This is a genomic window from Streptococcus equi subsp. zooepidemicus, assembly GCF_015689395.1.
Lineage (GTDB): Bacteria > Bacillota > Bacilli > Lactobacillales > Streptococcaceae > Streptococcus > Streptococcus equi.
In genome coordinates, this window is sequence record NZ_CP065054.1 from 2,026,870 (window position 1) to 2,052,304 (window position 25,435).

At 41.0% G+C, this 25,435-nt stretch carries 27 protein-coding genes and 1 pseudogene; 8 read left to right on the forward strand and 20 right to left on the reverse strand.

The features are described 5' to 3' along the window. Positions 1-32: 32 nt before the first annotated feature. From I2432_RS09605 to I2432_RS09620, 4 genes are all read right to left on the reverse strand, one after another. Positions 33-887 (reverse strand): class C sortase, encoded by an 855-nt coding sequence (locus I2432_RS09605; protein ID WP_206158772.1) that lies wholly within the window; start codon positions 885-887, stop codon positions 33-35. Then, entirely contained in the window at positions 872-1,765 is an 894-nt protein-coding gene (locus tag I2432_RS09610; RefSeq protein ID WP_165620175.1) for a class C sortase, read from the reverse strand. Before I2432_RS09610 ends, I2432_RS09605 begins: the two co-directional genes overlap by 16 nt. Then, the gene (locus I2432_RS09615; RefSeq protein ID WP_206158773.1) at positions 1,746-2,696 is read right to left on the reverse strand and encodes a SpaA isopeptide-forming pilin-related protein; all 951 of its coding nucleotides are present in this window, start codon (positions 2,694-2,696) and stop codon (positions 1,746-1,748) included. Before I2432_RS09615 ends, I2432_RS09610 begins: the two co-directional genes overlap by 20 nt. Positions 2,697-2,784: 88 nt before the next feature. After that, the gene (locus I2432_RS09620) at positions 2,785-4,488 is read right to left on the reverse strand and encodes a SpaH/EbpB family LPXTG-anchored major pilin (protein ID WP_206158774.1); all 1,704 of its coding nucleotides are present in this window, start codon (positions 4,486-4,488) and stop codon (positions 2,785-2,787) included. Between the two features lie 333 nt (positions 4,489-4,821). On the opposite strand from I2432_RS09620, the gene I2432_RS09625 reads away from it, so the two are divergent. The 4 genes from I2432_RS09625 (at position 4,822) to I2432_RS09640 (ending at position 8,779) form a co-directional block, all read left to right on the forward strand. Beyond that, positions 4,822-6,030 carry a YSIRK-targeted surface antigen transcriptional regulator gene (locus I2432_RS09625; RefSeq protein ID WP_206158775.1) on the forward strand — a complete coding sequence of 403 codons (1,209 nt, stop codon included), beginning with the start codon at positions 4,822-4,824 and terminating at the stop codon, positions 6,028-6,030. 249 nt (positions 6,031-6,279) lie between these two features. After that, entirely contained in the window at positions 6,280-7,152 is an 873-nt protein-coding gene (gene hslO, locus I2432_RS09630; protein WP_037579450.1) for an Hsp33 family molecular chaperone HslO, read from the forward strand. Beyond that, the gene (dusB, locus tag I2432_RS09635) at positions 7,139-8,116 is read left to right on the forward strand and encodes a tRNA dihydrouridine synthase DusB (protein ID WP_249093245.1); all 978 of its coding nucleotides are present in this window, start codon (positions 7,139-7,141) and stop codon (positions 8,114-8,116) included. Before hslO ends, dusB begins: the two co-directional genes overlap by 14 nt. A gap of 21 nt (positions 8,117-8,137) precedes the next feature. Further along, on the forward strand, positions 8,138-8,779 hold the full coding sequence (locus tag I2432_RS09640) for a deoxynucleoside kinase (protein ID WP_014623615.1): 642 nt from the start codon (positions 8,138-8,140) through the stop codon (positions 8,777-8,779). A gap of 218 nt (positions 8,780-8,997) precedes the next feature. Here the strand turns inward: I2432_RS09640 and tnpA are convergent. Beyond that, positions 8,998-9,378: pseudogene (gene tnpA, locus I2432_RS09645) on the reverse strand (IS200/IS605 family transposase). A gap of 440 nt (positions 9,379-9,818) precedes the next feature. On the opposite strand from tnpA, the gene I2432_RS09650 reads away from it, so the two are divergent. Further along, the gene (locus tag I2432_RS09650; RefSeq protein ID WP_206158777.1) at positions 9,819-10,823 is read left to right on the forward strand and encodes a hypothetical protein; all 1,005 of its coding nucleotides are present in this window, start codon (positions 9,819-9,821) and stop codon (positions 10,821-10,823) included. A 98-nt stretch (positions 10,824-10,921) separates the two neighbouring features. On the opposite strand, the gene I2432_RS09655 is transcribed toward I2432_RS09650, so the two are convergent. From I2432_RS09655 to I2432_RS09690, 8 genes are all read right to left on the reverse strand, one after another. Further along, entirely contained in the window at positions 10,922-11,725 is an 804-nt protein-coding gene (locus tag I2432_RS09655; RefSeq protein WP_012678666.1) for an ABC transporter ATP-binding protein, read from the reverse strand. A gap of 8 nt (positions 11,726-11,733) precedes the next feature. After that, positions 11,734-12,618 carry an ABC transporter permease gene (locus I2432_RS09660; RefSeq protein WP_206158778.1) on the reverse strand — a complete coding sequence of 295 codons (885 nt, stop codon included), beginning with the start codon at positions 12,616-12,618 and terminating at the stop codon, positions 11,734-11,736. A 114-nt stretch (positions 12,619-12,732) separates the two neighbouring features. Beyond that, positions 12,733-13,695 (reverse strand): ABC transporter substrate-binding protein, encoded by a 963-nt coding sequence (locus tag I2432_RS09665; RefSeq protein ID WP_154804304.1) that lies wholly within the window; start codon positions 13,693-13,695, stop codon positions 12,733-12,735. Positions 13,696-13,721: 26 nt separating this feature from the next. Next, entirely contained in the window at positions 13,722-14,687 is a 966-nt protein-coding gene (locus tag I2432_RS09670) for an ABC transporter substrate-binding protein (protein ID WP_206158779.1), read from the reverse strand. A 452-nt stretch (positions 14,688-15,139) separates the two neighbouring features. Continuing rightward, positions 15,140-15,535 (reverse strand): single-stranded DNA-binding protein, encoded by a 396-nt coding sequence (locus tag I2432_RS09675; RefSeq protein WP_012516417.1) that lies wholly within the window; start codon positions 15,533-15,535, stop codon positions 15,140-15,142. A 587-nt stretch (positions 15,536-16,122) separates the two neighbouring features. Then, entirely contained in the window at positions 16,123-16,749 is a 627-nt protein-coding gene (gene ytpR, locus I2432_RS09680; RefSeq protein ID WP_206158780.1) for a YtpR family tRNA-binding protein, read from the reverse strand. Between the two features lie 14 nt (positions 16,750-16,763). Then, entirely contained in the window at positions 16,764-17,081 is a 318-nt protein-coding gene (locus I2432_RS09685) for a thioredoxin family protein (RefSeq protein ID WP_012516420.1), read from the reverse strand. Continuing rightward, a complete protein-coding gene (locus I2432_RS09690; RefSeq protein ID WP_249093247.1) occupies positions 17,078-17,362 on the reverse strand; it encodes a DUF4651 domain-containing protein in 285 nt (94 codons plus the stop codon). The genes I2432_RS09685 and I2432_RS09690 overlap by 4 nt, the downstream gene beginning before the upstream one ends. A gap of 404 nt (positions 17,363-17,766) precedes the next feature. Between I2432_RS09690 and pepA the strand changes: the two genes are divergently transcribed. Beyond that, positions 17,767-18,834 (forward strand): glutamyl aminopeptidase, encoded by a 1,068-nt coding sequence (gene pepA, locus I2432_RS09695; protein ID WP_206158781.1) that lies wholly within the window; start codon positions 17,767-17,769, stop codon positions 18,832-18,834. Positions 18,835-18,917: 83 nt separating this feature from the next. Continuing rightward, on the forward strand, positions 18,918-19,691 hold the full coding sequence (gene proC / locus I2432_RS09700) for a pyrroline-5-carboxylate reductase (protein ID WP_043031581.1): 774 nt from the start codon (positions 18,918-18,920) through the stop codon (positions 19,689-19,691). 234 nt (positions 19,692-19,925) lie between these two features. On the opposite strand, the gene I2432_RS09705 is transcribed toward proC, so the two are convergent. Genes I2432_RS09705 through I2432_RS09720 form a run of 4 tightly spaced genes read right to left on the reverse strand, consistent with a single transcriptional unit; the run spans position 19,926 to position 21,734 of the window. Then, positions 19,926-20,363: a hypothetical protein gene (locus tag I2432_RS09705; RefSeq protein WP_206158782.1), complete on the reverse strand. Its 438-nt coding sequence runs from the start codon at positions 20,361-20,363 to the stop codon at positions 19,926-19,928. A 29-nt stretch (positions 20,364-20,392) separates the two neighbouring features. Further along, positions 20,393-21,067: a CPBP family intramembrane glutamic endopeptidase gene (locus tag I2432_RS09710; protein ID WP_206158783.1), complete on the reverse strand. Its 675-nt coding sequence runs from the start codon at positions 21,065-21,067 to the stop codon at positions 20,393-20,395. 9 nt (positions 21,068-21,076) lie between these two features. Further along, positions 21,077-21,529, reverse strand: coding sequence for a hypothetical protein (locus I2432_RS09715; protein WP_037579409.1), 453 nt, complete (start codon positions 21,527-21,529; stop codon positions 21,077-21,079). Position 21,530: 1 nt separating this feature from the next. After that, entirely contained in the window at positions 21,531-21,734 is a 204-nt protein-coding gene (locus I2432_RS09720; protein ID WP_012516427.1) for a helix-turn-helix transcriptional regulator, read from the reverse strand. Positions 21,735-22,163: 429 nt separating this feature from the next. On the opposite strand from I2432_RS09720, the gene yaaA reads away from it, so the two are divergent. Next, positions 22,164-22,895, forward strand: a complete 732-nt coding sequence (gene yaaA / locus I2432_RS09725; protein WP_111678726.1) for a peroxide stress protein YaaA — start codon at positions 22,164-22,166, stop codon at positions 22,893-22,895. Positions 22,896-23,352: 457 nt separating this feature from the next. Here yaaA and nrdG read toward each other — a convergent pair whose 3' ends face one another. From nrdG to I2432_RS09740, 3 genes are read right to left on the reverse strand one after another with little or no spacing between them, the layout of a single operon-like run. Then, on the reverse strand, positions 23,353-23,967 hold the full coding sequence (gene nrdG / locus I2432_RS09730) for an anaerobic ribonucleoside-triphosphate reductase activating protein (RefSeq protein ID WP_043031585.1): 615 nt from the start codon (positions 23,965-23,967) through the stop codon (positions 23,353-23,355). Between the two features lie 9 nt (positions 23,968-23,976). Then, positions 23,977-24,471: a GNAT family N-acetyltransferase gene (locus I2432_RS09735; protein WP_206158784.1), complete on the reverse strand. Its 495-nt coding sequence runs from the start codon at positions 24,469-24,471 to the stop codon at positions 23,977-23,979. 4 nt (positions 24,472-24,475) lie between these two features. After that, positions 24,476-25,420 carry a Gfo/Idh/MocA family protein gene (locus I2432_RS09740; RefSeq protein WP_206158785.1) on the reverse strand — a complete coding sequence of 315 codons (945 nt, stop codon included), beginning with the start codon at positions 25,418-25,420 and terminating at the stop codon, positions 24,476-24,478. Positions 25,421-25,435 lie beyond the last annotated feature (15 nt).

Below are 25,435 nucleotides of genomic sequence, written 5' to 3' on the forward strand. Positions count from 1 at the left end.
CCCTCTATAAGAGCTTACTGCAAATAGCATAGCTATTGCTTAGTTCTTCTATGATATTTTGTAAAAATAATCATCAGTAAAATCACCACCAACACGAGCACAAGATAAGTCAGCCACTGATAATATTGATAATAGGGCACCAAAGCGGCACTAGCTCGCTTTACTTTTTGAGAAGGCAATAAAACTCTCTCTCCTCTTATCAACAAACGATGGCTATTAATCATATAAGGGGTACAGGTTAACAGTGTAACGTAATCTTTACCATCTACAACCCTAACAGCATCTAACGCTGTCGGATCTACAACCCTTATTGAATCTACCTTGTAAGCTAAAGTCTCTTTGATATTTGTCACATAAAAGGTATCTCCTTTTTTGACCTTATTCAAATCAGTGAATAGTCTCGCTGTTGGAAGACCTCTATGCGCTGTTAAGACAGCATGAGTTGACCTTCCACCTATTGGAAGGCTGGTTCCTTCTAGGTGACCGCTCCCTTTTTCAAGCATAGTCGCTGTTGTTCCAGCATAAATAGGAATATCTACCCCAATACTTGGAATCGTCACATGCCCAATTTGTTCACATATCTCTAACATCCTAGCGTATTCTTTTAATCCCTCTTTTTGTTTTTTAGTAAAAGGGTCAATCGGCAACGATCTTTTTGATAGCGTTTCATTGTAAGCCTTTGCTAAAGCTATACGCTGGTCAATCTCACTTGTGTCCTGCTTAGAGACAGACCTTTCAAATTGATTGATCTTTTGATGAGAGGCAATATAATAACTAACCTGACTAACGATAGGAAATATAATAATCACTATTCCTACTATGAATAACAAAACTCTAGCTTTATTTTCTTTCACTATTCGAAATAGAGTGACTAGGCTTTTGCGCATTGTTTTTTCCCTTTACATCTATGCTTATACCAAAGCAGCACTAATACCAAAACACATACACCAGCAGCTATGATATAGCTTTCGTATTGCTTTCTTTGAGACACTTGAATATCCTTTTGTTCTACCTTTTTGTCATAAGGAATACGATGTCCCCTAACTAACAGCCTATGACTATTAATCATATAAGGAGTACAAGTCAAAAGAGTCACATAATCTTGCACTGGTACGATATATAGTTCTTCAAGTTGATTCGGTGTCACTACCTTCACCTGATCAACCTGATAAGCCATTTTTCCACCTATATGCTCAATATAAAAACGATCTCCTTTTTTGACCTTATCCAAATTGGTAAATAGCTTGGCTGTTGGCAAGCCACGATGAGCCGTCAACACTGCATGTGTTGATTCTCCACCAACTGGTAGACTTGTCCCCTCAAGGTGGCCAACACCTCTTTGAAGATTATCTTCTCCAGATCCTGCATAAATAGGAATATCTTGATTTATGCGCGGAATCATCACATGACCAATTTGTTCCTTGACCTCAAGCATACGAGCATATTCGGCCTGACCGGCCTTTTTTTGCTCTTCAGAATAAGGATCTGTAATGGCTGTCTGGTTTCCAGCTGCAGTTGCCCCAGATAAGGTCATATTATAAGCACGAGCTAAAGCTAGGCGATGCTCAATATCAGAACGGTCAATGGTTGCAGCTACCCTTTCAAAGGTATTAATCTGAGCATGAGAGGCTTGATAATACAGCCATTGACTAACAAATGGAAAAGCTAAAATCAATAAACCAACGAAAAAAATCAAGCGAAAAAGCCAAAGACGAGGGGAAAATGAGCGTGATGAAGCGACTCGATTAGCTTTTTTTCTTGTCATTTGATGATTCGTCTTTCCTGTAACGGCGTATCAAAATAAACGCCAATACAATGAGACTCCCTCCAATCATAAGAAACAGAATAGCTTTTAATTCCCCTGTATATGGGATAAAGCCTCCTTTACGAGGGGGTGGAGTGTTTTCTTTTATATTTTTTATGGTAATATGACTTGTTTCATGAGCTTCAATGGTAATAGGTATATCCGTCTTATCAATCAGATACCCCTTAACGGTCTCTTGCTCTTTAAGATAGTATTCTCCTGGGATTAGCCCTGACACTTTAATATGACCTGTATGATCTGTTGTTAATGTTGTCGGTGCATCAAGGTCATAGGAATGAATCCCTTTTTTAACACGAATCGGGGACAGCCCATTTCTCTCATAAAGCTCAAAGGTAACCCCAGATAACGGTAAGCTTTCTTTCCCATCTACTCCAATTTTGAACAAGTCAAATGCTCCTGTTTCCCAAATAATCTTGGGATAAACCAGAAGTGGTTCCTTTTGATTACCTATCATATCAACAAGAAAGCTAGAAACCTGTTTATCTCTCTGATTCGCCTTTACAGCGATTCCATAATATATTCCAGATGGTAGCTGTGTAAACCTAGCTCGCCCCTCGCTATCTGTTGTTTCCTGAAAGACTCGTTGCGCCTGATGTGCCAAACCCTCCAAAGAAAGATTGTCCAACTGGCTTAATATAGCTACATCCTCTAGCTGCTTCAGCTGATATAGCTGATAACGAATACCTTCTATCGGTTCACCAGACTTAGGGGCAACATCTAGCTTAGGGTCAGGACGATCAATGTCTCTGGCTTCTAGATGAGTAACAATCAATGAATGCTCCGCTTCTTGCGCCCATATCTGCTTTGGAAAACGAAACACCACACCTAAAATCATCAATAACAAACAACTATAAATGATTAATTTTTTCATCCTGTTCCTTTACATTTAAAAACAACGAAAAGAGAAATAAGACTATTTCTCTTTTCCTAGCATGGTTACATCGAAATAGTCGTTTTTATTAGCCTTCGTCTGAACGACTTTTCATGCCTTTAGCAGCAAATGCCATCACCGCAACTCCAATGGCCACAAAGATAGCTGTACCAATACTACCAGTATTAGGGATAGAAGGACGTTTGGTGTTTTTGATTTCTAGGGGAGTTGCATCTTTCATGTCAGTTTCAATTTCTGTTGGCTTAGCATTATAAGATGTCTGATTAACTTCAAATTCAATGGGTTTATCTTGAATAACATAACCAACTGGAGCTTTAATTTCTTTTAGTTTATATTTTTTAGATTCGACGGTTACCATTCTACTTGATGTCGGACTAGTTGGACTTTTTACACTATATTCCAAACCACGTATGGCAAATACCGAACTATTAGATTTCAAGATAATTGGCTTACCAACTTGAATATCTCCCGAAAACATTGATTTATCATTTGCATTAATTAAATCATCTGTCCAATTGATAGCTTCCCCGTTTTCATTTTGCAATTCAAACTCTGCTCCTGCAAGCGCCTGAGATTGTTGATCAGAACCAACTTTTTTGAAAAGTTTACCCCCAGTTTGTACATCTGGTTCATCTGAAGGGGAAGTTGTTTTGAGTTTCTTTTCTCCATCTGGATTATTATCATAATCAATTGTAACTTGGTTATTAATTGATTTACCAAGAACAACTTTGCTATTAATTTTAGTTATAAATTCTACTTGCAAAAATGGTTTTTCTTGAGTATTTTTATCAATATCCTTAATTTCATCATTCTCAATTAGTCTACGTTGTGGATAAAGTCCTGCAACTTTTTTAATACCCACATCGGTTAAAGTTACCTTTAAAGTCCCACCACTTTTCGAAGGTTCGGTGATTGAATAATCTTCGTTTAATTTTAAGATTTCTGTTCCATATTTTACATTCTTAACTTCAAGAAAATCCAGCTTACTGTCAAGTATATCTTTAAATTCATAAACTTCATACGATTCTATATTTTTAGGAACAGTGCCTTTCATAAACCAAGAAATGTTATCACCAATATTATAACTAGCATGATTTATACCAAGTTGATGCACATCTTTACCAGATTTTGGAGTTTCACCTGTTGTATTTTTAGGATAAATGTTAACCTTCGTCAGATAACCCGTACCATCCGATGTAGACATCGGGACGTCCAAAATAAACGGAACAGCATAAGCTAATGATATATTTTCAGGAGTTCCTTCAGCAGTCAAATCTTCAACTACAAAATATTTACCATATTTAGATTGCTCAATTTTAAAAATTGTTGTTCCATTGCCTGATGTTTTAGGCAAAACTATACGCTCAATCTTCTTAGAAAGTGATGTTAAATAAGATTCAACATCTTTCACTGTTTTTTTAGTTTTTAGTGTTTCAATCTGTTCTTTTGAAATATCGGTAGGTAATTTAAAAGCAACAAATGTCACATCATTTAACGTTCTTACATTGCTACCTAATGACATTAAATCATCAATCGGCAATCCATTTTCATTCATTTTTCCATCAGGTTTTACTTCTTTATGATAATCATCTGCTTGTAATTTAGTGATAATAACTTCTGTGATTTCTGGAATCGTTTTTGAAGTTCTATCAATAAGGACTTCATCCGCCTTTGCAACAATTCCGCTAGTTATTTGTGCCACCGGCTTTGCAGCTGGTGCTGCTAGCAGCAAAGCTGCAGCAGAATACAATAATTTTCTTGATAATGTCACTGGTAAAAATCCCTCCCATTGTATTTAATGCTGTCATTTTTGGTAACACCCAAATGAAGACACTTTATCCATTATAGAAGAATTTATTAATAATATTTTTCACTTTTTAATCAATGTCATTTTTTACATTATTTTGTTGTATTTTCAGAACATTATCATTGACATCATCTATATTTCATTTATGATTAGTAATAGTATGGAAAAGATAATATTTTTAATAATTCTTGTTAATGACTTCTCCATTCATACTAATCAGCTACCCTGCTAATAGTCAGATGCTTGGCTAAACTGCTTAGCCATTTAGCTCTCAAGTCAGAAAGGTCATATATCATAATGGTTTCATTTCACTTAAAACACATTCAAGCTTTACATAACCTATCACGATTACCTGTTTCTGTGCTTTCTCAAAATCTTGATCTCCTTCAGGCTTACGGTGACAAGGACTATCGCTTTCCCTACTATGAATTGATCAAAACATTAGATATTCCTAGCAATACTGAGCTTAGCTGTTATGAAGGAATGCTGGAGGAAGCCTCTCTCATTTTCCCTATTGGCGACAAGTTTATTTTCATTGGACCTTTTTACACCTCCTCCTTTCAGGATTGCTATAAAGAGGAATTAGCCGATAGCTTCTTGAAGCACTCTCCTGATACGTCAAAACAAGAGCTGATAGATTACATCTCTACCATTCCTCATTTTCCTGCTTCTCATATCCGAAGCCTTCTGATTACTGTTGATGCCTTTTTTGATACCAACTTTGAAATGGACTGTCAGCGATTCATTAATCATCTACTAGAGGAGGCTCAGCTAATCTGGGAGGAGCCTCAGATTATAGCTAATCTTGAATTGGAAAACACTCCTTCATTTCATGTCCCGACGGTATTAAATTATTTAAACCATATTATTGATTTAGTTAAGCTAGGTAATACCGAACTTTTAAAAAAAGAAATCAATTGTATCCCTGCATCAGATGTTATCTCTTCTTCTATTTCTGCATTGAGAGCTGAAAAAAATCTTTCGATGGTTTACTTTACAAAGCTTCTTGAATTAAGCTTTACTGAAAATACTGATGTTGCTAAAAACTATGAGCGTATCAAGCACTTTATGAATCTAACGGAAAAAGCTCCAGATCTCCTTAAGGTGCTTCAAATAAGGGCAGCTGCTATTATTAGCCTTTCAGAATCCTTGACCAACAAAAGTGTTTCTGATAAGCAGCAAATTTACAATAGTATTTTATATTATGTTGATAAGCACCTTTATTCAAAATTAAAGGTGTCAGATATTGCTAAGCATCTTTATATCTCAGAGTCACATTTACGGGCTGTTTTTAAAATGTATTCTTCCATTTCGTTGCAGACCTATATTTTGAAGGAAAAGGTGCAAGAGGCTAAGCTTCTTTTGCGAAGAGGGGTACCGGCTGGAGAGGTGGCTAAACTCCTTTATTTCTACGATACCACCCATTTTTTGAAAACCTTCAAAAAGTACACTGATACAACTCCGCATGAGTACCTTGCTCATTATCAGCAAAGCATTACAAAGTAGCTCTTTTGTTATGTCTTTATTTGATCAGCCTATTGGGCTATTTTTTGATGCTTGTTTGACTTGTACTCACTCAGATGACCAGCTTACTGCGAGCTAAGGACATGAATGACACCATGTGTTAGCACTGCTCTGTTTTTGAGCGGCTTTACAGAGCGTTATTGTTAACCAACTAAGTATTTCCCTATTTTCCAGCAGCTTTCCTCTAAAGCAACCAGCACAAGCCTTGTTCATTATGTTATAATAGAAGCTATGGATAAACTAATTAAAACAATTTCTGTCTCTGGTGCCTTCAGGGCTTATGTTTTGGATTGTACTGAGACTGTCCGAGCTGCTCAGGAAAGCCATCATACCTTATCGTCCTCAACGGTTGCACTTGGCCGCACTTTGATTGCTAATCAGATTTTAGCTGCCAACCAAAAAGGAGATAGTAAGGTTACTATCAAGGTTATTGGCGATTCCTCCTTTGGGCATATTATTTCTGTTGCTGACACAAAAGGGCATGTCAAAGGCTATATTCAAAATCCCGGTGTTGACATCAAAAAAACAGCAACCGGTGAGGTGCTGGTCGGTCCTTTTATGGGGCAGGGACACTTTGTGACAATTACTGACTATGGAACAGGTAAGCCTTACACCTCTACTACACCTTTAGTTACTGGTGAGATTGGTGAGGACTTTGCCTACTACTTGACAGAGTCTGAGCAGACACCATCTGCTGTTGGCCTTAATGTGCTTCTAGATCAAGAGGACAAGGTTAAGGTTGCTGGCGGCTTTATGCTGCAGGTGCTTCCTGGGGCTTCTGACGAAGAGATTAGCCGCTATGAGAAGCGCATTCAGGAAATGCCAGCAATTTCAAGCCTTCTAGCGTCAGAAAATCACATTGATGCTCTCTTAGCGGCCATTTATGGTGAGGAGTCTTACAAGCGGTTAGCTGAGGAGCAGCTGAGTTTTCAGTGTGACTGCTCAAAAGAACGCTTTGCATCGGCCCTAATGAGCCTTCCTACCGCTGATTTACAGACAATGAGAGATGAGGAGCAGGGCGCTGAAATTGTCTGCCAGTTCTGCGGCACTAAGTACCAATTTACAGAAGTTGATTTGGAGGTGCTCATCAATGACAAGGCTTAACTCATCTTTCAAGATCGGCTCTGTGGAAATCCCTCACCGGACAGTGCTTGCACCTATGGCTGGTGTGACCAATTCGGCCTTTCGCACGATTGCCAAAGAATTTGGAGCAGGTCTTGTTGTCATGGAGATGATTTCTGAAAAAGGACTTCTCTATAACAACGAGAAAACCCTGCACATGCTTCACATTGATGACAATGAACACCCTATGTCAATCCAATTGTTTGGCGGTGACGCTGAGGGGCTAAAGCGTGCGGCTGATTTTATCCAAAGCCACACCAAGGCTGACATCGTTGACATCAATATGGGCTGTCCTGTCAATAAGGTCGTTAAAAATGAAGCAGGTGCCAAGTGGCTTCGCGATCCTGATAAGATTTATCATATCATTCAGGAGGTTACCTCTGTCCTAGACATTCCACTGACTGTCAAAATGCGTACCGGCTGGTCAGACAGCTCATTAGCCCTTGAAAACGCCTTGGCTGCCGAAGCTGCTGGTGTATCAGCTCTTGCCATGCATGGCCGTACTCGTGAGCAGATGTATACTGGCACCTGTGACCATGAAACCCTTGCACGCGTTTCAAAGGCTATTACCAGGATTCCATTTATTGGAAATGGAGATGTCAGAACCGTTCAGGACGCTGCATTTATGATTGAGGAGATCGGTGTAGACGCGGTCATGATTGGCCGCGCAGCTATGAACAACCCTTATCTCTTCACCCAAATCAATCACTTCTTTGAGACTGGAGAGGTCTTGCCAGAGCTGCCATTTGCTAAAAAGCTAGACATTGCTAAGGACCACCTCAAGCGCCTAATCAAGCTCAAGGGAGAAACCATTGCTGTTCGCGAATTTCGTGGGCTAGCTCCTCATTACCTTCGAGGAACAGCAGGTGCTGCCAAAATTCGGAGTGCTGTCTCACGCGCTAACACCTTAGCTGATGTTGAGACTATTTTTGCACAAATACACTAAGACTACCATAGAAGGAGAAACATGTTGATTGTATTAGCTGGAACAATCGGCGCAGGCAAGAGTTCCCTTGCTGCTGCACTGGGTGAGCATTTAGGAACAGAGGTATTTTACGAGGCTGTTGATAACAATCCTGTTCTTGATCTGTATTACCAAGACCCTAAAAAATATGCCTTTTTATTGCAAATTTTCTTTTTAAATAAGCGCTTCAAATCTATTAAAGAAGCCTACCAGGCAGACAATAATATTCTTGACCGCTCAATCTTTGAAGATGAGCTCTTCTTGACACTTAACTATAAAAATGGAAATGTTACCAAGACAGAGCTTGAAATTTACCAAGAGCTCTTAGCCAATATGCTAGAGGAGCTTGAGGGAATGCCTAAAAAACGTCCTGACCTGCTGATTTATATTGATGTATCCTTTGAGAAGATGCTAGAGCGCATTGAAAAGCGTGGCAGGCGGTTCGAGCAGGTTGATGACAATCCTGACCTAGAGGCCTATTACCATCAGGTACATGGTGAATACCCAAGTTGGTATGAGCAATATGACGTCTCGCCTAAAATGAGGATTGATGGAAACAAGCTTGATTTTGTGCAAAACCCAGAGGATCTGGCAACCGTTCTGCACATGATTGATGAAAAGCTAAAAACCCTAGATTTATTATAAAAAGCAAGGATTTGAGTTATCTGTTAATACAATCATAACCACCCGTCAAACGGGTGGTTTGAACAAGGGCTATAAGCCCCTATCACCAGCCAGCGCCTAAAGACGCTGGCTTTCACTTTGTTCAAGCCTCACTGCTCTTGACTCGTCACATGCCTCTCAAAGAGGCGTTTGTACTACTTGCCATTATCCCTAAAGGGATCTTCATATTCTTTGACACTTTATTTATCCAGTGCGATATCATGTTTTTATTGTTCTTGTATGTATTTCTTTATAGTGGCTTCATTTTATCCCACCGTACTCACGTAATATCCTTCTGACCAGAAATGGCGATTGCCAAATTTGTATTTGAGATTGGCGTGTTTATCAAACATCATCAAAGCGCTCTTTCCTTTCAAATATCCCATGAAACTTGACACACTGATTCGTGGTGGAATGCTCACTAAAATGTGAACACGATCTGGCATCAAATGTCCTTCAATTATTTCTACTCCTTTATAGCTACATAATCTATGAAAAATATCACCTAGACTACTTCTATATGGATTAGAGATAATTTTTCGTCTATACTTAGGTGTAAAGATAATGTGGTACTTACACAACCACTTTGTATGTGATAAACTATGTGCCTTTTGTGCCGTACTTTTCTTCTTTCGCTATACAATAGGCTTGAACACCTTTATTTTATCGCGTTTGGAGTTTTTTTGGGTATAACCTTCGTCGCGCACCCGCATAGCGGGTGGTTTATTGTTTCACACCTGCGGTGTGAAACGGACTAAAAGTCACATAACAAAGCCCCTTACAGCTTGACACAGGCTGTAGGGGCTTTTTGTTGAGGCTATTGATCATTCTAGTGAGCTGCATTCTGCTTGGGCATTTCGCACCAAGACGCACAGAATGACCACTGCCAGCCTAAGCTAGCTTTCTGATGTGTAAGGCTAAGAGTCATTTCTTTAAGATGATCACCCATTAATGATATTGACAGTCTATACTCATTTTGATAACATTTATGAACACATCATAACAGAATGGAAAGGGTATCATGTCCAGTCGTAACAACATTATTTGGCGTAGCCTACTAAAGCACTTGCTTCTACTAGCCACATGCTTAGGAAGCCTTAGCCTTGGAAACATCTTATCCAAGGCAGATAGTCAGAATCACTTACGTGTCAATCTTTATTTGATCCAGTCTGACAGTAACCTCAAAAAGTACGGGAAAAGGATTATTGACAAGGCTATTGAGAAGGTCAAAGCCAGACCTAGGCTAAAGTTTTCATCGGAATATGAGGTTAACCAATTTCTCAACAATATTAGTCGTTTACACCCTGAGCTACGACTAACCGAGCAGGAGAGCCACTCAAATAAGCAGCAAACACCAAGCCAAGAGACTAGAAGAGCAGAAGCTTCTCGAAATTCCAATACTAGTAGGCCTGCTGCTTCACTATCAAGCTATCGTCGACTTTCAAAGGACGAGATTTTAGCCAATATTAAAGCAGAGCTAGAAAAATCAGACTACGATGCTATTAAGCAGTTCAAGGATGATTTTCTCAATAGGCTTCATAGTCAGGAGATCAAGCTCAGTCCATTTAGAGATAGGTCGAAAATTCCAGCGCTTTTGTTCCGCGAATTGCAGCATTACCTGAAGCTGCACCCAGAGATGATTTATCGCCTAGATGGCATTAATCTAAGCCCTGATACTGCTGATAGCTTTGTTAACCGCTTGGCGAATGCTTATTCCTTAGACAATATGCTGTCAATCCTTCAGGAGGCTAGGGCGTATGGTCAAGGAATCATAGATACCATTGCAAAACGTGCTGAGGCTAAGGCCATTTTAACTGAACATAGAAGTACCTATAGGGAGCGCAATCAACACGTGGGTGATGATTATTATAGCACTGCTTTTCATGAGATTGACGAAGCAATCACCATTCAGCAGCTCAATAAAGCAATTGCAATTGTGGAAAATGAGGCCTATCGCGTCCGAAACAAATCCTTTGACTTCAATGGCCGCCACCATGGTTTTTTCACTCTTAGAAAAATATCTTAAGTATTATAACAAGGCTTGAGCTAGCGTTTCTAAAAACGTTAGCTTTAAGCCTTTTTATTATGGCTACTATTTGAAAACAGAGCTAAGCTTCATCTTGCCTATCCCAAAACAAGTGCATCATCAAGGAGCATGTGACCACTATTTTGGTGAAAGAGTGTCATTAAGTGATCGACAGTTAGATTGGCCTTTTCCTCTCCCTTAATATCCACCACAATATTGCCTTGATGGAGCATGACCAGACGATTACCATAAGCAATAGCATTTTCCAGATTATGGGTGATCATCAGGGTTGTCAAGCCATGTGTCTCAACAAGCTGCCTTGTCAAAGTCATCACCATTGCACTGGTCTTAGGATCAAGAGCTGCGGTATGCTCATCTAACAGCAAAACCTTAGGCTTCTCTAAAGCAGCCATTAACAGGGTCAAGGCCTGTCTTTGCCCTCCTGATAAAAACTGTGTCTCGGCCTTAAGACGGTTTTCCAGATTTAGGCCTAATTCCTGCAAGGCCTGACGATAGATCTGGCGCTCTCTTTCTTTAACGCCCCAGCCTAGACCCCTTGATTTCCCTCTACGGTAAGCAATAGCCATATTTTCCTCAATGGTCAAGCGTGAAGCGGTTCCCATCTTAGGGTCTTGAAACACTCGACTGATGTCCTTGGCACGCTTAGCTGCTGATAAGTGCTTGATTGATTTTCCCTCTAAAAGAATATCACCCTGATCCAGAGACAAGGTTCCCGCTAGGGTATTCATTAATGTGGATTTTCCAGCGCCATTCCCACCGATAACCGAGATAAAATCCCCCTCCTCAACGTCTAAAGACAAGCCTCTCAAGACATGATTTTCGTTAATCGTACCTGCTTCAAACGTTTTGTGAATAGCCTTAATTGATAATATCGCTGACATGATGTCTCCTATCCTAAGCTTGTTTTTCTAAGGCGAAGCCTTTGCTGTAATTCTGGTACAAAAAGAACCGCTGCCAATAGCATGGCTGAAAAGAGCTTAACCAAATCTGCATCCATGCCGGGAATGGCTAAGATAGCTAGAATAATTAAGCGATAAACAATAGAGCCTAAAACAATGGAAGCTAAGCGCCAGCCAATGCTTAGCTGCCTGATCATCACCTCAGCAATGATAATCGAAGCCAGCCCAATAACAATTGTCCCAACACCAGCATTTAAATCTGCATAGCCATTATTCTGACAAAGCAAGGCACCGCATAGGGCAATTAAACCGTTAGATAGCATGTAGCCCATGATCTTCATCTGATCTGTTTTGATACCATTGGCTTCACTCATTGGACCATTGTCTCCAGTTGAGCGCAGAGCTAGGCCAAGCTGTGTTTTCATCAGCAAGGCTAATAAAAGAATCACAACCGTCACAAAAACAAAGCCCATAATCAGCACCGCTGCAAGCTTGGTAAAGCCTAGATCATAGAGCTGGGTAACTAAGGTTCTTTGACGTAACAAAGCCACATTGGCCTTACCAAGCACCTTTAGGTTTACAGAATACAGGCCTGTCAAGGTGATAATTCCTGTTAGTAAGGCTGGTATTTTTAATTTGGTGTGAATCAATCCTGAAACAAGACCTGCTAGCAAGCCTCCAGCAAAAGCTAAAAATGTTGTAAGCAAGGGAGAAGCACCTGACACAATACCCGTTGCACAAATAGCTGCCCCAAGCGGATAGGAGCCTTCTGCAGTCAAATCAGCAATATCTAAGATACGAAAGGTTAGGTAAACACCAATTGCCATAATAGACCACAACAAGCCCTGTGATAAGCTCGATAAAATGAGTGACATGATTTCTCCTTTTTTGTCATATGAATCGTTAATAGTAAGCTAAGCTAACTGGTTAAGACTTTGTCATTTAGCCAGCTGGCTAGAGATCAGTCATTTAGCCTTTAGCCTAGCGATTTAGTCAACTGATAATGTGGAAGTATCAATCGCTAGCTTGTCTGCCATTGCTTGATTGATATGTAGCTTGACTGTTTTTGGGTACTCCACTGCTAGGCTTGCTGGATCCTGTCCTCTTAAAATCTTAATGGCCATTTCCCCAGCCTGTCTACCAAGGCTCTCGTAGTCGATACCATAGGTCAAGAGCCCACCTGCATCAACCATATCCGTTGAGCCACCAATAATTGGAACCTTATTAGCCAATGACAGCTCACCCAGCATTGTCATGGTTGAAGCAACGGTATTATCTGTCGGTACAAAAAGCGCGTCTACTGCTCTCATCAAGCTTGCAGCAGTATCTTGCACATCATTTGAAGTGGAAATTCCCTTTTTAATAACCCTATAACCAGCCTTGGTCAATAGCGTTTCAGCTTCCTTTACCTGTACCTCAGCATTGCGTTCACTAGCTGTGTATAAAATGCCAATAGTTTTGGCCTCTGGTAAGGCCTGGGCTAACAAGTCGATTTGCTTTGCAATCGGCGCCTGGTCACTTGTTCCTGTTATCAAGCCACCGGGCTTTTTGATTTTATCCACTAAGCCTGCTGAGATAGGATCTGTTACTGCTGTAAAAACAATTGGTCTATCTGATGAGACAGTCGCTAAGGCTTGCGCTGCCGGTGTCGCAATAGCCAAGATCAAATCATTTTGCTTCACTAGCTGCTCTGAAATCGTCTGTAAATTAGCTTGGTCGCCCTGTGCATTTTGATAATGAAGGCTCAGCTTGTCTCCCTTAGTATAGCCTGCTGCCTTTAGTTGCGCTTCAAAGCCTCGACGAGCTGCCGTTAGCGAATCATGCTCCATGTATTGTAAAATACCAATGCTAACATGAGATTTGTTAACCTTACGAGGACTAGCTATCGAACGACAAGCTACCAACATGAAGCTTGCAAGTGCTAAGAGCAGTAAATAACTTCCTTTTTTCATACCTTCCTCCTAAAATGCTAATTGACTCAGTTATTTGCAAGAGCCTTGATCATTTCAGGGTCAATGCCTAGCAATCTTGCCATATCGTCATTAACAGCAATACTTGCCTTTTGAGGCTTAGCGACCTTGATGCTTGCTGGCTTTTTACCCTTTAAAATGTCTACCGCCTGCTGACCAGCCTGCACACCAATAGCATGGTAATCAACACCTGAGGTGAATAAAACAGCACTCAGGTAAGCAGCATCGCTTCCCATTGAAGGAATTTTGGCCTCCTTTAAAATATCTCCAATAGTAGCGGCTGTCGAGGCAACCGTATTATCTGTTGGCAGGTAAACAGCGTCAACCTGACTAGCCAAGCTTGTCATAACCTGCTGCACATCATTGGTAGTGGTTACAGTTTTCATAAGGACCTTTAAGCCTTTTTTCTCAAGCTCCCTCTTGGCCTTCTTAGCCTGTATCTCCGAATTCACCTCGCTTGAATTGTAGAAAATCCCAACTGTCCTAGCCTGAGGCAGCGCCTTGGTCAACAAATCAATCTGATTCTCAACATCAGTCGCATCTGTAGAGCCTGTCATATTCCCACCAGGCTTAGCTAATGTATCAACCAGACCTGCTGAGACAGGATCTGTTACCGCTGTAAATACAGCTGGTGTCTCTGAGTCCATATTTAAAAGCGCCTGCGCTGCCGGCGTTGCGATCGCAAGCTGCAAATCGTTCTTACCTGCCAGCTGCTCTACCATTGTTTGCAGGTTAGCCTGATCACCCTGTGCATTTTTGGTTGTAATGGTCAGGTTCTTCCCCTCTCTAAAGCCGCCCTGCTCAAGCGCCTCAATAAAACCCTCACGCGTAGCATCTAGGGCTGAGTGCTCTGCATATTGAATAATCCCAACTCTAGCAGCTTGATGTGTTTGGTTGGTTTCTTGTCGACAAGCCGTTAGCAGCATTGCCAAAAGCCCTATAAAGGCTGTTAAGGATAACTGTTTAAATCTCATGTCATTTCCTCTTTCTTGCATAAAAATAAGACCATCTAGATAATCTAAATGGTCCTATACAGGTATCATGAGATAACAAAATACATGCTGTATGGTGTCCACTTAGAAGAGATATCATCTATGTGGACAAACAACTCAAATAGCCCTTAGCCCCATAGATACAAACATAACGTTCGGTGTGTTTGTATCCATGCGCTCATGTCTACAAACACTATCTAAAGAAGCTAAAGTAATAACGCTTAGTCATCGTCTGAGCTGTGCTAACTGCTACCATACCAGCACCTCCTATTTTCTTTCATTTTAATTGTCATACATTGTAAACCTTTTTCTAAGGCGTGTCAAGACTTTTTTTAGGATCATTGTCATTTTTTAGATTATGTTGAGATCTCTAGCATGCGCAGTGCTCCAGTGTCTGACTTCCTTCCTTAGCGACGGTAAGCTAGCAGCTGTCTTTAAAAGGGAAGCTTTTCCTCCTCTAAAGCCAAATCAATCAAATCATTAGCAGCGTTGTTTTCACGTATAGCTCGTTGCGCTCGACTTTCCAGCAATTGAAAAGAATGACACAAAACCTCTGTCACAAAATGAGTCTGACCTGCCTTGTCATATTTTCGTGTGCGAAGCTCGCCATCAAGTGACAGCAGGCTTCCCTTGCTAGCATAGGAAGCCAAGGTTTCAGCCAAGCCTCCCCAAGCAACAACATTGATAAAATCAACCTCACGCTCACCAGTCGTCGTCTTAAACCGACGATTAACTGCTAAGGTAAATCGAACGACCTGCTTATCCGTTAATGTCTTGGTTAATTCTGGCTTGGCCACTAAACGGCCTATCAAGATTACTTTATTGTACATGTCATACCTCCTTATCTTATTATTCGTAAAACATGGTAAAATAAGGACAAGCTGTGAAGTTTATCCTTTGCAGCAGGTCAGACCTACAGTATTGATGACTTACTCAGAAAGACCGATTTGAAGCTCCAAAGCTATCGTGGACTGCGGACATGCTACGGGCTTCAACCAAATGAGGTTAAAGCTAAGCCTGGTTGGCTGGAGGCGTTACGGACGATTGAATTAGCCATCTGTGATCAAAAGCCATATAAAGACATGGCCTTTTTTCAGCATCTCATGCTCATCAAAGCTTAAAAAAACGGTACCTAAGCACCGTTCAATATTGAAATCAGCGAGCTGTTCATCTCAAAAGTGGCTCTAATGCACCTTTTAGCCTTAGCTAAGTCACTGATAAGATTTACCTTCATTTACCACAAGCATAGCACTACTACAACCAAGCTGACAATAAGTTAAGCAGCTACTCTAGTGCTTCGAGCCTGAAGCTAAAGACAATCACAAACTGGCAAAGAGCTCTGCCTGCCTCAAGGCCTAAAGGCTTTTCGTCAAGCAAAAGAAGGACTAAATACCATTTTAATGTTGATCAAGTCCTGCTAGCCCTGCCAGTGCTTAGCAGGATCAAAGGCTTCACCGACCACTGCAGTATCACCAAGCTCAATAATACCACGCTTTTGAGGAGCATTTGGCAAGGCCAATTCGCGTGGAGAGCACATCATACCAAAGCTGTCCTTCCCACGAAGCTTCCCTGGAAAAATAAGGCTGCCACTTGGCATCATAGCACCCGGCAAGGCCACAATTGTTTTTAAGCCAACAGCAGCATTAGGTGCTCCTGCAACGATTTGCACAGCCCTATCAGGAGCAATCTGTACCTGACAGATATTTAAATGATCACTATCTGGGTGAGGAATCATCTCAATGATTTGCCCCACAACAAAAACAGGGTCTGGGCTAGCCTCCAATCGCTCAGTAAATTTTTCTTGAGCAAGCTCCGCATTTAAAATCGCTAACTCTTTCTCAGACAAGAAAACCTGCCCTTTTCCTTCAATAGCGATTAAGGCTGAAGCCTCAAAAATATTCCAAGCAAGGGTTTGTCCTGTCTCTTCTGCAAAAACACGCGCCACTCTCCCCTTACGCTCAACCTGTCGCTTGATGTCCTTTTTATCCTCTAGTATCACCATCAAAACATCACCGACCTGCTCTTTATTATATGCAAAAATCATCTCATTTTCTCCTCTTAGTGATAGGCTGCTAGAAAGTCACTAATCTCAGCCTTTGTTTTTCGTAATCTATTGACCAAGCGGCCCTTCTCCTGCCCCTTTTCCATAACAAGAAAGCTTGGAATACCAAAAATTTGCCAATCCTGCGCTAAATCAATAAAGTCATCGCGATCAAGACGGACAAAGGTCATATCCGGGTTTTCAGCCTCTAGCTCAGGCATCACAGGATAAATATACTGGCAATCCGGGCACCAATCTGCTGTAAAAAACAAGACCAGCCTAGGCTCTGTCTCAATTAGCCTAGCAAGCTCATCCTTAGACCTTGGAATAATCATGTCAAATCCTCTTTAAAATCAATGCTTCCCTTGTGGTAACGATAAGTATAGGTTTTACCATCTGTCATGACAAGGCCACCAGTGACATCATCACGCTTTGAGCTAAAGGAGTTGATGTGCAAGACCTCAATCTCTCCTAAGGCTGAGAAAAAGGCGCGCAACTCAGCCAATACCCTCTGACGCTCTCTTTCTTGATAGACTTCCTTAAGCCTCAAGCTCAAGCCGGCTAGCAAGCCCAGCCCAATTAATCCTGAAACAATACGTGTCTTTTTTCCACTCATACCTTTTATTTTATCACAAAAAGGGAATAATAGGCTAGAGCAAAAGCTAACAATCTCAGCCAAGGCTAACTGATACCTTGGGAAATAATCATAAACCACCTGCCAAGAGCAACTAATCACACCAACATCAGGCTACTGCTCTATTTAGACGCCATTGATGGCATCAGACAGCTCAGGCCTGTCAATCCTTGTCAAGGCAGCTGTGCACAGCTGTCCCATTTCCTTAATACCAACAGCCATCTCATCTGAATCAAATTGATAAGCAGCCTATCAAGCAAGAACGACACACCTAATCTCCCAAGCTCTTTTCCTATGCTCAGGCTATTTCCCATTCTTAACCAAAAAATGATAGAATAGAGGCAGACATAATACCTTTAATCTTATTATGACAATGGAGTATACAAATGATTGATTTATTTTCAAAAATTAAAGAAGTTACTGAATTAGACGGCATCGCCGGCTACGAGCACACTATTCGGGATTACTTGCGCGCTAAGATCACGCCGCTTGTTGACCGAGTGGAGGTTGATGGACTTGGTGGCATATTTGGGATAAAAGAAAGCAAGGCGGATCAAGCTCCTCGCATTCTTGTTGCGGCTCACATGGACGAGGTTGGCTTTATGGTGAGCGAGATTAAAGCTGATGGAACACTGCGGGTTGTTGAAATTGGCGGCTGGAATCCACTAGTTGTTAGCTCACAGCGCTTTACCTTATACACTCGCACTGGCCAAGCCATTCCTGTTATTTCAGGCTCAGTTCCTCCCCATTTTCTGCGCGGGGCAAATGGTGCTGCTAGTCTGCCAGCGATCTCAGATATTGTTTTTGATGGTGGCTTTATAGACAAGGCTGAAGCCGAAAGCTTTGGCATCACACCAGGAGATATTATTGTACCGCAGTCTGAAACCATTTTAACTGCCAATAAAAAGAATATCATCTCAAAGGCTTGGGACAACCGCTATGGTGTTCTCATGGTCACCGAGCTACTAGAAGCCCTAAAAGACCAGACACTTCACAACACTCTTATTGCTGGAGCAAATGTCCAAGAAGAGGTCGGGCTTCGTGGTGCCCATGTTTCAGCCACTACATTTGATCCTGAGCTTTTCTTTGCTGTTGATTGCTCACCTGCTGGTGATATTTATGGCAATCCTGGCCATATTGGTGATGGAACCCTTCTACGCTTTTACGATCCCGGACACATCATGCTTAAGAACATGCGAGATTTCCTATTAACCACCGCTGAGGAGGCTGGGGTTGCCTTCCAATATTATTGTGGTAAAGGCGGTACAGACGCAGGTGCTGCCCACCTCAAAAATGGCGGTATCCCTTCAACTACAATCGGTGTCTGCGCTCGCTACATTCACTCACATCAGAGCTTGTACGCCTTAGATGATTTCGTAGAAGCACAGGCCTTTTTGCAAGCCATTGTCAAAAAGCTTGACCGCTCAACAGTTGATTTAATCAAGAAATACTAGGAAGGATAAGGCTAAAATACGAATCTAAGGTTCAATAAGCACTCTAGCCTATTGACCCTTTATTCATTTTTAGGAACATTATTATGAAAATTGGATTTATCGGTGTTGGCAAAATGGCAACTGCTATCATTCAAGGCCTAACACACACACCACACGAGCTAATCATCTCAGGCTCATCCTTAGCTCGCTCTAAAGAAATTGCTGGCCAATTGCACCTAAGCTACGCCCAATCTCACCAAGAGCTGATCGATCAGGTTGACTTCATCATTCTAGGGATCAAGCCACAGCTCTTTGAGACTGTTCTTAGCCCTCTACAGTTCAAACAGCCTATCATGTCAATGGCTGCTGGTATTTCCTTAGACAGACTAGCTCAATTAACAAGCTCTCATTTGCCACTCCTACGTATCATGCCAAATATGAATGCTCAAATTCTCCAAAGCACCACTGCTTTGACTGGTAATGACTTAGTAACTGCTGATTTATTAGCTACTGCTAAAGAGCTAACCAACAGCTTTGGAACAACCTTTGAAATAGCTGAAAAGGATTTTGATACCTTTACTGCTCTAGCAGGGTCAAGTCCTGCTTATCTTTACCTTTTCATCGAAGCTATGGCAAAGGCTGGGGTCAAAAATGGACTGCCTAAAGACAAGGCCCTTAGCATTGTTAGTCAAACTGTCCTAGCTAGCGCCAAGAACCTGCTAGTCAGCACAGATAGTCCCCATGATTTGATTGATAAGATCTGTAGTCCCGGCGGCACAACCATTGCAGGCTTGATGGATTTCGAAAGAACAGGCCTGACACATTCTGTCTGCTCTGCCATTGACACAACGATCAAAAAGGCTAAGGATTTATCCTAACCATCATCAATGCAGCTAATCGACACACCAAGCTTACTGCCTCAGACTAGCTCAAAACAGAGCCTAAATGCCTATTCTTTCTAAAAAGGGCATATGATTCTGGCTCACATTTGAAACAACAAGACCGCATGCAGTGACATGACTTAGCCTGTTACTACATGCGGTTTTTTGCGTTTTTAGAAAAAATAGTTTCATTCAAAGCCCTTGCTCTAGACCTCTTTGTGTTAAGACGACTTACATGTGTTTACTAACCCAGGCTCTAATCATGACATACAGATTGAAAACAATCAACGGAAGATTATACCCAAAAAGCTCTTTGATCGTCATATTTGGAAAGAATATCGCTAGCACAACAAAGAGAACAGCAAATAGACAAAAACAGTAAGCCTGTGTTTTCTGACGAATCGCTCGGTTACGCTCATCATAGCTATTAATCAGATATTCTCGTAAAGACGTTGGCTCTGTAAGCACATAATAGCAAAGACATGACGCAATCAATAGTATAGGCCCCAGGATAAAAAGGAGAAAGCCCGTTTGATGATTCCCTTGAATAATCAAAAAAATCCCATAAGTCCCTACCAACACACCGATTGTCAGTAAAGAATGACCAAGTCTCTTATACACTTTCTCCCAACGTTGATATTTTTTGTCAATCCAATGATCATTTTTCATTCATTACCCCCTTCATTACTCAAGCAGTACTACTGAAGATAAGGCAGCAAAAGCATGATAATAACAGCTAGTGCATTATTCAAAAAATGAATCAATATCGTGTATTCGACCTTCTTTGTTTTATGGAAAACAAAGCCTAACACCAGCCCCATACCGCCATAGATAAACCAACTGCCAAAATCTGTTGGCACATGAATCAGACCAAACATGATACTGCTAAAAATCAAGCCTAGATAAGACTCTGCACCAAAGAGCTTCCCATAAAGCAGCCCTCGAAAAGCAATTTCTTCCACAATTGGTGCCACAATAGCAACTAGCGTAACCATAAGAATCGGAGATAAGCCTGCCTGTTCTAAGGCAGCTTGATTGACCGTATTGGCTCCCGGACCATGCTCCAAAAACAACAGAATACCACCAATCATCTTGACAACAAAGACAGCTACCACTCCCAAACCAATCCAAAGTGCCCGATAGTCATTCTTAGGAATAGCTTGATTTCCCACAATGTGAAGCTTCACAGCTAAATAATAAGTACCACTACTAATCAAAAGAAAAATGACCACAAGAAGAAGCGTCTGCCACATTGGCTGTTCTTTTGTCATCAAAAATGTTGGAGCCTGCTCAAGCATAAACACAAGAAGAGCTAAGCCAAACCATTTCAATTTGCTGATGATGACCTTTACCACTGAATGTTTTGTTTCCATTGAAGCCTCCTAAATCACATGCTCTAATAATCGCTTGATGCCTAAAAAACCAAGCAAGATCGTATACAGACAAATCTCTAAAAATACTCTAAAGCCAAGAACCAAGCCCCAAAAAACATTCAAGCACAGACAGCCAATAATCAACACCACTAATAAGATTAAGGTTGATACAGCAGCTAGCTTGATAACTACCTGATGACGCTCATCATAAGCCTTAATATAAGAGGCTCTCAGCCTTTGAGGATTAAAGGCAATCTGAAAAGCACGGACACCTAATAATAAGCTACTACTACCAAGCCCTACCAGCATTCCCTGAGCAAAGCTCGTCAGTCTCACGTCAAAGGCCAGCAGCAAAAACAAGCCGCCTAAACAGAGAGCGAAAAAGCCTGTATACTTCAGCCTTTTGGCATAGGCTAGCTGACTTTTTTGCGTCAGCAGGACGCTTAAATCATTAAATATCATCTCATTCTCCCTTCTCTTCAAACAAGAAAACGTCTTCTATAGTCAGGTTGAAAAATGTCGCTAATTTATAGGCTAGCTCTAATGACGCATTATAGCGTCCTTTCTCTAAGGAGATAATGGTTTGTCTGGTGACACACATCATATCTGCTAAATCAGCTTGACTAATCCCTCGTGACTTACGGAGTTCTTGTATCCGATTTTCCATGGTTCCTCCAATATGTCAAGTTAACTTTACACATATAGTATAGTTTCCTTTACATTTTTTGTCAATAGCCAATATCTAAATGTTTAAGTTAATAAAAAACAGCACATCGGTTTATATTGATTTCTCAATCCAACATAGAAAAAAGTCCTGTAGGTAATCCTACAAGACTATATTTCTTTTCCTTGACTCTGAGTTTCCCCATCATCAACTGTGTTATTGTAAGTGGAACACTTACTTGACCTGAGCTTCTGTTTATCAAACAGACTTGAGTATATATTAACATACTTAGAGAGGTTATGCAATACTAAATCACTATATTTTTAAAAACTAATCAAAATGTAAAAAATGTAAAAATTAGTTTCATATGACATAACCGCCAAATGTCTCCCACTCTTGACAGAAGGTTACTGCCTTTACTACAATAAACCTATGTTAACTTTTTTAATTCCAACAGCTAAAGAAATGAAACCAGTCCTACCTTGCTATCCACATCAGCTGCCCCAAAAAAGCCTACCCATATTAGAGGCTATGGCTGAACTATCCCTAGAGGAGCTAGTAAGGGCCTACAGCATCAGTATAGAAGCAGCAAGCAAGGAAGCCAAGAGACTAAAGGCCATAGCTCAAGGGCAGAGCCCTGCTTATCCTGCTTATCAGCTCTTTAATGGGCTCATGTACCGTCATCTCAAGCGAGACAACCTCTCTAAAGCTCAGCAAGACTACCTCTCAAAGCAGGTTTACATTACCTCGTCTTTTTATGGCATTATCCCTACTGACGAGAAAATCGCAGAGCACCGACATGATTTTCATACTAAAGTAACCATCAATGGGCAAAGCCTTAAGCATTATTGGCGCCCTGTCTACGATCAGTTTGCTAAAGATCACAAGCAAATCATTTCTCTGTTATCCAGCGAGTTTAGAGATGTTTTTTCAAAGGAATATCAAAAACTGTGGATAAGTCCCAAATTTATGGAGGAAAGATCAGGACAGCTCAAGACGCATTCAACCATTTCAAAAAAAGCTCGAGGAGCCTTTCTAACAGCCTGTCTAGAAAACAATGTCCAAACCAAGGAAGCACTTAAGCAGCTGAGCTTTGCTGGCTTTTGCTATAATGAGGAGCTATCAACCGAAACTAATTACTACTACATCAAAAAAGAAAGCTAGGAAAAACATCAGTGCTTTCAGAATGTGAACAAGCCTCAGCTGTCACATCACCAATCATTGACATATAGCAGCTCAGAAAGCCTCTTAGCACACAAAGCGACCCACAAGTCGTACTTCCCATCGCCATTAAAAAATGCCTGACTCCTAAGAAAATCAGACATTCAGAGATATTGAAAGCTAGGCTTAAAGCCTAAGTATACTATTTCAAGAGAGGTCACTTGCCTCTCTTTCTTTTAAGAAAAAACATCAAAAAGAACCCTTTTTCAGGCCTAGAGAATTAAAGAACCCCTTAATTCTCTTTTTTATCCACAAACCAACAGGTTATTCACAACCTGTGGATAAGTATGAGGATAATGTGGGGAAAACCCTTTACCAAATTGATTAAGCAAAACCACAAGAGCTTAAAATCATGCTTTCATTATTAGCTTTCAAGTCTAATGATGTTGATAAGTCTCTACTAAATCAAATCATCTCGGCTCATCTGTTCAAAGGACTGATCACCATCATTTAGCTTATCCCAAAGAACCACCTCTCCAGCAGCCAATGACTTTTTAACGTCGATGATACGCTGATTACTGGATCCACGAAATTGCAGCATCAGATTCTTTTTGGTGATATCAAAGCGGCCATCAACTAAAATATCAATCATGCTTAACAGCTCTAGCTTATCCTGAGTTTCCTCCATCATTTCCTCCCAGGTATAGCCTGTCCAGGACCAAATATCCTTTTCTGGTAGCTCTTTTCTGATACGCTTAACCAAAGGAATCAATATTCCCGTATTCAAAAAGGGCTCACCGCCCAAGAGTGTCAGACCTTGAACGTAGGGCTTTGCAAGATCAGCCATAATTTGCTCCTCAAGCTCTTTTGTATAGGGAATACCCGCCTTGAAAGACCAGGTTGCTGCATTATAGCAGCCCTTGCAATGGAACATGCAGCCTGAAACATAAAGTGAGTTTCGCACTCCCTCCCCATCTACAAAATTAAATGCCTTATAATCAATAACGCGTCCTTGACTTAATGCCTCTGACGTCCATTCCTTTGGTTTAGGAGAATTCCAACAGTTTTCCTTCATTGTTGCCTCTTATGCTTTTATCCAATAGCGTTCAATCCCCTTATTGCAATCCTTCAGCTGACCACCATTAGCTAAAATAACAGACCGACTAGCACTATTGCTGCAATGACAAGTCACTAAAACCTCACGAATACCCTTTTGACGAGCAAGCTGCAAGGCTTCCTTTAGCATCAGCTTTGCATAACCCTTCCCACGCTGGCTAGGTCTAACAGAATAACCAATATGTCCCCCTTTAACCAGTAGCTGTTCGTTTAATCTCAAGCGTACATTGACAAATTCAATAGCCTGCTGATCCGCAAAGGCAACAAGCTGTATCGCAGGCACCCAATTCTCAGGGATAGCTAAGCCCGCCTCCATCAGAGCATTAGACTCCAGCCATTCTTCATAATCAAAATGCTCAGCATTCCAAAAGCCCCCATCATGAGGAGACTGATAGTCTTCAAACTCTGCCATCATTTCTAAAACAGACGCTTCGTCCTGCTTTTTAGGTCTTCGTAGCTTCATATTATCACTCCTTTATATAGGGAAGAGAAACATCTAATATGCCATCAGCTTCATGAGATTGACAAATTTGGTGACAAATCCAGTGACTCAACAAACTTGTCTCTGGCTGGACAGGGTTAACACCATCCTTGACAGCCTGTAAAAAAGAATCCACAATAGCCTCAAAGCCTCGTTTAGATAAGGTAGTATCCCAAGCACTAAATCCCTTGATCTCTTGATCAACTCCTCGGTAAGCTCGCAAGCTCTCTAGATTTTCTAGCTGATAGGTTTCTTTAGGTGTCTGGACCTCCATCACCTCACGCCTGCTGCCTGACTGTAGATTCATAGCTACTGAAATAATTGTCTGTTCTGTCCTTAAGGTTACACTAACCTGACTTAGCAAATCATTGTCAGTCAGCTGATAATGAAAATAGCCTGCAACAAGCCTCTCATCAGCTAAAAATAAAGCTGTATCTAAAGGGTGGATAAAGAAGTCAAAAAGCTTAAACTGTTTATCACCTGGTCTATTAATATCATTTTTCTCAACAACAACTTTACGCTTAGTTGACAGAGTTGACAATCTCTTGACACCTGGTGCAAAGCGTCTATTAAAGCCTGCCATTAAAAAGGTGTTGTGCTCTTTTGCCAATTGATAAAGAGCTCGTGTGCTAAAGAAATCCTCTGTCAAGGGCTTATCCATGTAAACTGGAATTCCTTTTTGTAAAAACAAGCTAGCCAGCTCTAAATGAGCCTTAGTGGCTGCATGGATAAACACACCATCTAACTTAGCCTCAAGTAGCTCATTGACAGTCCTGTAAAGCCTTGTACAACCAAAAAGCTGTCCCACCTCCTGGCGAACTGACTCATTTCTAGTAGATAAATGCCAATTGATTCCTCTTAATTGACGCATATAAGGTAAATAGGCCTTCTGTGAAATAGCGCCTAAACCAACAATTCCAATATCTAGCATTTTTCACCGCCTTTA